This window comes from Mycobacterium sp. KBS0706 (assembly GCF_005938675.2).
GTDB lineage: Bacteria > Pseudomonadota > Alphaproteobacteria > DSM-16000 > Inquilinaceae > Inquilinus.
The window spans coordinates 1-210 of the sequence record NZ_VCCH02000445.1 but is presented as its reverse complement, the minus strand read 5'-3'; the positions used below and the strand labels follow the sequence as shown (position 1 = coordinate 210).

General features: G+C 76.7%; 1 protein-coding gene. It reads left to right on the top strand.

From position 1 onward, the window contains the following. Positions 1–210, top strand: a 210-nt coding sequence (locus tag FFK22_RS42625) for a hypothetical protein (protein ID WP_186003004.1), incomplete at both ends; no start/stop codon positions are given.

Below are 210 nucleotides of genomic sequence, written 5' to 3'. Positions count from 1 at the left end.
GCCGGCATCAAATACTTCCACGCGACCTCGACCCTGGCGGACAGCCAGGCGACGGGCACGGACAGCACGGCGGCCGGGCCCGAGGCGGTGGCCTCGGTGCAGGACGGGGTCGCCGTCGGCCACGGCGCGACCGCCGGTGCCAATGCCGGCGACGTGGCACTGGGCTCCGGCTCGGTCACGGCGGCGGCGGTCGGCACGGCGAGCACCACC